We start from the raw sequence: 8,653 nt of genomic DNA, 5'->3' as shown, positions 1-8,653 counted from the left end.
TTCAAGTAAGACCCTTTGCAAAATTATTTTCAATACTTAAGTATTTGTTCTCACGAGAGGATACTGTTACGTAAGCTTTCTTACTTCTCAGGCATTCTCTTAAGATCAACGCTATTTTGTGATTGCAAAATTACAGGCTTCTGGTAATTAGAAGTATAACCTGGTAAAACTTTTACCCCTGGTTGAGTCAACCTTAGCGTTAAAGAAAGTCTGACTTTACCGCTATTATTACGTATTGAGCGATGTAATAGTGTATTAGTAAATAGTACAAACTCGCCAGGACATAACACTACAGGAATAGCTTTTTTCGCAACTTCATCAGGGATTTCAAAAAAGTTATTTCCACTAAAAGGATCGGTTCCTTTTATCTGGCAACTTTTTAAGTAAATATTAGGTATATACTCAAATCCATTATATTCATTAACTTCTGTCAAAGCTATATAAGCATTGATAGTTTTACCATTTCCTTCCAGGAGTTTAGAATAAGAGTCTTGATGCCAAAAAGGAATTAATTGCTGGGCGGGATAATTTACCCATAGTTCTGACCGCCATAATACTAAATTATCCCCTAAATGAGCATTAAGCCTCTCTAATAAATTTTTATCCTCACATAATTGCAAAATTACAGGTGAATCTAAATGTCTTTCCATGTAAAAACATCTGGTAAACACTTGAAGCAATATAATGAATAACGACCCAATATCAAATCTAATACATGATTTAACTACCTGTTCTAAGAATATTTTTGTTGGGATTTTTAAAATAATATTATCAAAAATATATTGGGTAATCTCAGCTATTTCATTACTGCTTAAACTCAGAGAATTTGGCCCCCATATTTCATCACTACCATCATAATTAATTTTCTTTGTATTCTGCTGTTGGTTGCAACCAGCCCATAATAAACTACATTCCCATAATTGCTGTGATAATTCTTGATTTTGTGCTATTTCAGGTAATATAATTTCTTGAGCGTGACTATCTAAAAATTTTCCACTAATATTTTGATAATTTGGGGAAGTAGCACAAACAAGGGTACTATATGCTCCGGCTTCCGAAGAAATACCTAAACCTAAATATTTACTGAGACGATGCCATATAGTAATATTTGATTGTACAAAGCCTGGATGTATGGCGTTAACGGTGACTTGAGAATTATTTAATCGCTGAGAAAGTTCTCTTGTTAAAAGCAATAAACAGAGTTTTGAAACAGCATATAATTTTAGGAAATTTAAAGGTGTCCTTTTAACTAATAAATTCCAGTCAATACCACTTGGAGATAATGCCAAATCTGATGCTAACATAATAATGCGGCTAGGAGCAGATTTTTGCAACTTTTCTAATAATAAATAAGTCAGCAAAAAATGACCTAAATAGTTCGTTCCCCAAATCAGTTCAAAACCTTCGTTGGTTGTACCTCTGTTGTTGAATATCCCCGCATTATTGACTAATATATGTAATGGCAAATTGTAGCCATTAAATAGTTTTACACACTTACGAACTGAATCTAAAGAAGCTAGATCAAGAGGTAAAAATTTCACATTTTCATTTCCGGTGGTTTGACGGATGTAGTCTATAGCTTTTGCGGCTTTGTTTGCCGAACGACACGCAATAAATACATGATTGCCTAATTTGGCTAAACCTATAGCAGTCATTAAACCTACACCAGAATTACCACCTGTAACCAGACACACTTGCATAATTTCCGCTCTCTTAGTATTTATTTCCAACTAATTGCCAGAAATATAGCCAGTATTAATATAACGTTAAGTATTTCATCATCTTGCATCATGATTAAATCCCTCTATAATTTGAATTGGGCGGTTAGGGATCACCGTGCCAAAACCTTATTTACAGGTAATAATTATGGCGCAATAAGTTTTGCGCTCGCTCAAGTCAGATAAAAGCAACTTACTGAATGAGCGATTATTGTCAAAAAAGCCTTGGTAAATGCTTTAACCTTCACTAATCAGCTGTAACAAGGCTTCCGTTGATATCTTGCCACTCATCTCGGCACCTTCCAACAGGCTATCCGCCAAATCTCGCTTGTGGTGGTGCAATTGCACAATCTTTTCTTCAATAGTATCCTTTGCTACTAGACGATAAATGGTCACTGGGCGCTGTTGCCCAATGCGATGGGCGCGGTCTGAGGCTTGGTCTTCCACTGCGGGATTCCACCAAGGGTCTGTATGAATCACATAATCAGCAGCAGTTAGATTCAGTCCTGTACCGCCTGCCTTGAGACTAATCAGAAATACATCTCCTGAACCAGCTTGGAAAGCATCCACCCGTTTTTTGCGCTCTGCCACTGAAGTGCTGCCATCTAGATATTGATAATTAATACCTTGGTGTTCGAGATAATCTCTAATAATGTGCAAATGGTCAACAAACTGACTAAACACCAACGCCTTATGACGATTTTCCAGAAGTTCACCCAGCACCTCACCAAAAAGTTGTAACTTGGAACTGCGTAATTCAGTATCAGGCATAACGAGGCTGGGATTACAGCAAGCGCGACGCAGTTTCATAATCTCAGCCAAAACTTGCAAATGTTTCTTTCCTGCTTCTGCATCAGTTTCGGTAAGTTTAGATATGGCCTGACGGCGCAACGCTTCATAGAATGCCTTTTCCTCTCGACTTAACTCTACATGCAACAAAATTTCGGTACGAGATGGTAACTCTTCTAATACTTGATTTTTTGTCCGCCGTAACAAAAATGGTTGAATCAGTTTTTTGAGTTTATTACGTGCAAGTTTATCCTGATATTTTTCAATGGGGGTAGCAAAGCGTTGATTGAAGCTTTCAAAAGAACCCAATAACCCAGGATTAATAAAACGGAACAAATTCCACAACTCACCCAGGTGATTCTCAATCGGAGTCCCAGTAGTCAGCAACTTAAAATTAGATTTTAGGTTCATGGCTGCCTGAGAACGTTTAGTGGTCATATTTTTAATCGCCTGGGCTTCATCCAGAACAATCGTTTGCCACTGTACACCAGAAAGCATTTGCGCTACTTCTTCTTGCTGTAATAAGCCATAGCTACATACCAACATATCCAATGGTTGTAAACCATCTAATAATTTTTGGCGGTTAGCACCAGAAAATTGAATAATATTCAGAGTTGGGGCAAACTTCTGCGCTTCACTCACCCAATTCATGCACACGGAAGTCGGCGCAATTATTAGGGTTGGCCCTTCATGGGCGTTTCTGAGAATGACAGCCAATGCCTGCAAGGTCTTACCGAGTCCCATTTGGTCTGCTAAACAAGCGCCCACACCCCAATGTGCCAGACGCGCCAGCCAACAAAAACCCTCCATTTGGTAGTCACGTAGTTCTGCTTGCAGCGTAGATGGCAGTTCCGGCTGGAGGTTTTTTACCTCCTGGAGTCGCTCTCTATGTGCCTTCCAATGTTTATCTGCTTTTACCTTACCTACCTCATCGACAAAATCTTCTAACCCTAATGTTGCCAAGGGGTGAAAACGAATACCTCTACTATGCTTTTCCGAAAACATCCGCAATTCGTCGAGGCGTTTCCGAAAAGCTTGAGTTAAAGCCAAAAATTGACCATCACCAAGGGGGATAAATCGGCTGGGGGTTTTTTCCAATAGCTCTAGTAGTTGCTGCATATCCAGCACTAGGTCGTTATTCAATTTCAACTCCCCAGTTGCCGCAAACCAGTCTTGCTGACGTTGAATTGATAAATTAAAGTCTTTCAAATCGGCATTGTGGCTAACACGCAGTTTTTCTCCTTGTGGCCATTCTATAACTATGTTATTTCCCAGTGCTTGCAGTTCTAACAGCAATTCTAAACAGTCCTCTGGGTCAGTTATAACCCATTCACCATCTTGTTCTTCAGTTCGCGTCAAGGTGGGACAGGCTTTGATGGCGGCTTTAGCAAGTTGTTTCTCTTGGGGCAGATTTCGTCTGGTTTGCAGACGTTTCCCGTCAATCTCGGCAATTACTGTTTCACCACCTGTACCAGGACGGTAGTAGGGGCCACCTTGGGCAAAGGGGCGCGACAAAAGGCTGATTTTCAAGCCGACATTGGCAGGTAAAAGATGAATATGGGGTAGAGTCTGGGCGGGTACTTCTTCTGCACCTTCGAGTCCGCCGCCAATATCAGAATGTACAGTAACGATGCCAGAGACGGCGTTGATCGCTGCCAAAACTTGCTTCTCGGCGAAGGCAGGTACATTTAATTTATTATCTTTACCAATAATCTCCGCAATGCGTCTGTGTTCGGCAGTAATTTCAATGACTTTGATGCGGGTTGGGGTTTCTTTGATATGCAGAATATTTTGTGATTCTGGTAATTTGGGAGAAAATTCCAAGGTGAGACGATCAAGTTTCCCTTTTTTAACCAGTAGTTCCGGTTCTCCCTTGACAATTTCTACACGAATAGTCGGTGTATCTTCCCAAAAAACTAACGGGTGTCCAATTAAAGCAGAGATGGCTTTTTCACCAAAGGTATAATCAACTTTCCCGTAATAGCCTTCACTATATACTTCAATACAACTACATACCCGCATATCTTGGGGTGTGATGTAATCAAACTCAGATAATGCACTGCTTAGACGCTTGAGGGCTATGGGGCGACCTTTACTCCATTCCCCTTTGGCATTCACTTTTTGTTCTCGTGGTTGCAAGACACATCTGCTGGGATAGAAGGTTATGAACCATGCTAAACGTAGTTCAGATTCTGGTTTTAGGGATGTTTGTGGTCTTGATTGGAGATTTGCCAAGGCATTGAGGCACATTTCCCAAGCTTCTTGGGGTCGAATTAAGTCTACGATGGTTTGAATATTGCTATCTTCTCGCAGTGCGGGGGCAAGTTGATTATAGTTACTACTTGGTTTGAGCCGGGATAGGAGTTCTGCACTTTCCATTCCCAACCAGTGATAACCAGAGGCAAGCGATCGCCGATATAGTGGTTCTAGTAAATTAGGTAAGCGTTTTTTAGCATTTTCTGCATCCATCCAGTAAAGACATAGCGAACAAAACAATGTTTGTAAACTATTTTCTTCTTCCACGGAGGAAATATGACCACTGACTACAAATTGTTTTTGGGTAATATCGCCAAGCTGAACTTGCAATACCATGTTCAGTCTGCCATAAGTGAACCTGAGCCAATGATCCCCTTGACGGGACATCAAACTGCTATACTCTTCTGCTTCTTTGAGGCGTTGCACTGAACCATCTTTTAACAATGCGAGGATAAAAAATAAGCCCCCAATTGTATTGAAATATATTTGCCGTTTACCTGTAGCCTTTTTGATCGCTTTCAGGGCATCTGTATAATATTTTATGGCTTGTTCATTTTCACCCCGCAGAAAACTTAACCAACCCCAAAAGATAGCAGCATTATTTTGATATTCATTTGATACGCGCTCCAGGCTTTTTTGTGCTTCTTGGGTACAACCTTGTAACAACAGTTGTTCTGTCAAAATCAGATGTAGATAATCTGAGCAATTTTTTCCACTGTTAGAGCATTCTTCTTCTAGCAGCGTCAACGTATCTTCAGAAGCAGATAATTTTAAGGCTGAATTGAAGAGGATACTTGATATGCCACTTTCATATAATCCAAGTGGAAGGGTCTTAAACCAATCTGCATCAAATGGATTATTGTATATCTGTTCAAAAATATTTTCTATTACTATTTTTTCTTCGCTATCACTGTACTTCTGGTAATCTTCAATTTGCTGATTAATAAAACTAAGGTCTTGACGATAAATACCAATGCGGATTTCTCTGATGCACTGGCGCAGACTGGAGAATATCCGAGAATCTCTGTTCCAGTGAGTCCGTATTGGTAGCTTCTCTTCTACTGCTGTCACCAGGATTTCAAACTGTCCGGTTTGTACAGCATGACGAGTCGCAATTTCTGTTAGTAACGGATGACATTCAGCACCTTGTCTGCTTGACTGTACTAACAAGCCTGCTTTTAACAATTTATCAATTTGGGGACTAAGGGTTTTAGTACCCCAAGGTTTATTCTTGTCATCTAAAGCGCCAGTCTTACTAATACAACTTACGAATGAATTTTTGTCTATCGGTGCATAAATTACCGAAAATAACTGAATAATTTTTTGTAAGGAAGGATGTAACTCGAAGTATATATGGGCAAGTTGTGTTTGCAGTTTTGTGGTATCATTCGCCAAATTAATCATCCTATTAATTCAGTTCTTTAAATAATTCCATTAATTTATGTTTACGTCCATAAGCCGCTTCTAATTTTGAGCGATAAGCAAACCATTCAGCTTTTTGCCCTAGTTGAACATAAGCAGCTTTGATTTTTTTAGCCAATTAACCGCAGCGTCATAACGGTCAGCTTTCTCTTGTTCCATAATTGGTTCTGCCCGTCTGCTTTGCGTTATCAATTACCCAATCTGGACGATGGGAAACCGCTGCATCCATGACTCAATGAACCAGTTTGGAATCATAGTAAGTATCTCTCTTTACTGTTTTTATTGCATCATCAATTAATCCTTCATGGAGGAAAATATCGACTTAAGCTTCTCTTATTCCCCAATCTGGCTGATCTGGCAGTGTTTGCAGTAAATCTTGTTTGAGCCTTTGAGCCTCAACTAAGTTTCTCCTGCATAGTCTTGAATCTTACCATAGTCTCGAAACGCAAGAAGTTCAAGGATGGAAGGGGTTATGCCTGAAGTTGCGGCGTGATGCTGGAGTTTGAAGACGCTTACCCTCAAAAGTTTGCTCAACTGCTGACAGATGCGCCGCATTGGACTGAATGGATGGCGTGAGAAAGGTGGGTAACGCAACGCTTTGTGTTGTTCCGTCAAAATTGAAGATGTCCACACCTTGAGTTCTAACTGTGCTTAAGTCTCAACCCTTAAATACTGATTAGACAGCCAGAGGTCTGTCTGCAAACACGATTTTATAAAGAATTTTTAAGAAATTAACATTTTTCAGAAAAGGAAAGACGTAATGCTGAAGTAATCCTCAAAAGTTCAGAATCAGAGATTTTGTAGTTTTCGCACACACAAGCGTATCTGAAAACCTTACATGGCTTACGTCTCTGATATACTTCATCCATGTCAAAACCTAATTATTAGTTTTTCAATTTTTTGGAGTCGAGGATAATGTTGAAGTTCACCTGTTTGATGATTGTTGGGGCAGTATTGTCGATTAGTGCGCCAGCTGTGGCTGAAAGTCGTGCGGTTAATATCAGTATTGGCAGTATTGGTGGTGCCTTAGATAATGGAGCTTTGAGAACAGTTCGTCAGATTATTGGGTTTGGGGTTGGCACTGGCACTGTTGATAAATTCATTGTATATAGTCCCAGTACCGGATCTATTCCCATTGAAGGAGGTTTATCTGCTTGTGCTGAAGCTGGCTTCGGCACAAGCAATACAACATTTAATGCTTTTATCCAGCAGTTGCGTTCAATTAATCCCAAACCTGGGACTTTCTACAATGTAGAACTTACCACAACCTGCAAACAGAAATAAGAATGTCGTTTGCACTCAAGCGCGGTAGGATGGGCTGAGGTACAAAGCCCATCCATCGAGTTACACGTAAGCTCGTAAGCTTAATAGGAATCTTTGGCATAATAAGTAAATGTAGGATAATTCTACTCACCAAAATGTAGCCATTTCTGAGTCAATATGAGTGTTCAAGCCGCATACGATAATTGGTCAACCACCTATGATGCTGATCAAAACCTGACCCGCGATTTGGATCAAATCGTTACTAAAGAAATCTTAATGCGTAAGAGATGTAAATCAGTCGTTGAAATTGGCTGTGGCACAGGCAAAAATACTTTGCTTTTATCACAAATTGCCCAAATAGTCTATGCAGTTGATTTTTCAGCAGCCATGATCGAGAAGGCGAAAGAGAAAGTAAATTCAGTCAACGTGACGTTCATTACCGCAGACATTACAAACCAATGGATTTGCAGCAACGAGTCTATTGATTTGATCACCTGTAATCTCGTTTTAGAACACATCAAAGATTTGTCAAAAATTTTTTCAGAAGTCTCCCGTGTACTCGTTCCGGGAGGATACTTTTTCATTTGTGAACTTCATCCATTCAGACAGTATCGAGGCACACAAGCTAATTTTCAAAGAAATCAAGAAGTGATTGAAATCCCAGCATTTATACATCACCTATCAGATTTTTTTCAGGCAGCCAAAAATTATGGTTTGCGGCTTGAGGATTTCAACGAGTGGTGGCATGAGCAAGACCAAAATAAACCACCCAGACTTGTATCATTCTTGTTCAAAAAGTGAATCTTAATAATGAAATTGATCGTGCATGAATTTTGAATTGTTTTGACGGCTGGTATATTTTTTCAAGGCTTGTGCCTAAACTGTAAACTCTGCCAATCCCTGCATGAATACCTTACTTGCCTCTGAGCGAATGTTGCACTAGCCAGCAATGTAAACCCACCATTATGAACGCCAATGGCAGCATCAACATTGGAATAATTTCTAAACCTGCCCAACTTGCAACCCAGCCTGCTCCAGTGGGTATGAGCGCTGCTCCAAAACTGGCGATGCTGGTGGCAAAGCTAACAGCCGCAGGAACCAAGGCATTTGGTAATCGTTGAGGTATCAACCAGATGGTGGCGGGAAAGATTGCTGCCAATGCAAAGCCAATTAGCGGTAAGCTAATCCATTGATCCCGAAGTTGC

6 protein-coding genes and 1 pseudogene are annotated in these 8,653 nt (G+C 40.0%); 2 read left to right on the top strand and 5 right to left on the bottom strand.

Features of this window, described 5'->3' with window-relative positions:
* Window positions 1-80 precede the first annotated feature (80 nt).
* The 4 genes from H6G26_RS35315 to H6G26_RS35305 form a co-directional block, all read right to left on the bottom strand.
* On the bottom strand, window positions 81-1,694 hold the full coding sequence (locus H6G26_RS35315; RefSeq protein ID WP_206757582.1) for an SDR family NAD(P)-dependent oxidoreductase: 1,614 nt from the start codon (window positions 1,692-1,694) through the stop codon (window positions 81-83).
* A gap of 261 nt (window positions 1,695-1,955) precedes the next feature.
* A complete protein-coding gene (locus H6G26_RS35310) occupies window positions 1,956-6,167 on the bottom strand; it encodes a DEAD/DEAH box helicase (RefSeq protein WP_190735899.1) in 4,212 nt (1,403 codons plus the stop codon).
* Window positions 6,168-6,171: 4 nt separating this feature from the next.
* Window positions 6,172-6,303, bottom strand: coding sequence for a hypothetical protein (locus tag H6G26_RS44040; protein WP_277883954.1), 132 nt, complete (start codon window positions 6,301-6,303; stop codon window positions 6,172-6,174).
* Window positions 6,304-6,584: 281 nt separating this feature from the next.
* Complete coding sequence (locus H6G26_RS35305; RefSeq protein WP_190735897.1) at window positions 6,585-6,818, bottom strand: hypothetical protein; 234 nt, start codon at window positions 6,816-6,818, stop codon at window positions 6,585-6,587.
* Window positions 6,819-7,100: 282 nt separating this feature from the next.
* Here H6G26_RS35305 and H6G26_RS35300 point away from each other — a divergent pair, with 282 nt between their 5' ends.
* Together H6G26_RS35300 and H6G26_RS35295 are read left to right on the top strand one after the other, a co-directional pair.
* On the top strand, window positions 7,101-7,469 hold the full coding sequence (locus tag H6G26_RS35300) for a hypothetical protein (RefSeq protein WP_190735896.1): 369 nt from the start codon (window positions 7,101-7,103) through the stop codon (window positions 7,467-7,469).
* Window positions 7,470-7,625: 156 nt separating this feature from the next.
* Entirely contained in the window at window positions 7,626-8,249 is a 624-nt protein-coding gene (locus H6G26_RS35295; protein ID WP_190735894.1) for a class I SAM-dependent methyltransferase, read from the top strand.
* A 112-nt stretch (window positions 8,250-8,361) separates the two neighbouring features.
* Here the strand turns inward: H6G26_RS35295 and H6G26_RS35290 are convergent.
* Window positions 8,362-8,653: pseudogene (locus tag H6G26_RS35290) on the bottom strand (MFS transporter); the annotation flags it as partial.

It is taken from the genome of Nostoc sp. FACHB-888, assembly GCF_014696655.1.
Taxonomy (GTDB): domain Bacteria; phylum Cyanobacteriota; class Cyanobacteriia; order Cyanobacteriales; family Nostocaceae; genus Nostoc.
Note: the sequence above shows the minus strand (reverse complement) of the source record. Positions and strands in the feature narration are given on the sequence as shown.

What these genes read in the sequence shown, in the direction of transcription:
- H6G26_RS35295 (WP_190735894.1), top strand. Translation starts at nt 7,626, where the DNA reads ATGAGTGTTCAAGCCGCATACGATAATTGGTCAACCACCTATGATGCT.
- H6G26_RS35310 (WP_190735899.1), bottom strand. Translation starts at nt 6,167, where the DNA reads ATGATTAATTTGGCGAATGATACCACAAAACTGCAAACACAACTTGCC.
- H6G26_RS35300 (WP_190735896.1), top strand. Translation starts at nt 7,101, where the DNA reads ATGTTGAAGTTCACCTGTTTGATGATTGTTGGGGCAGTATTGTCGATT.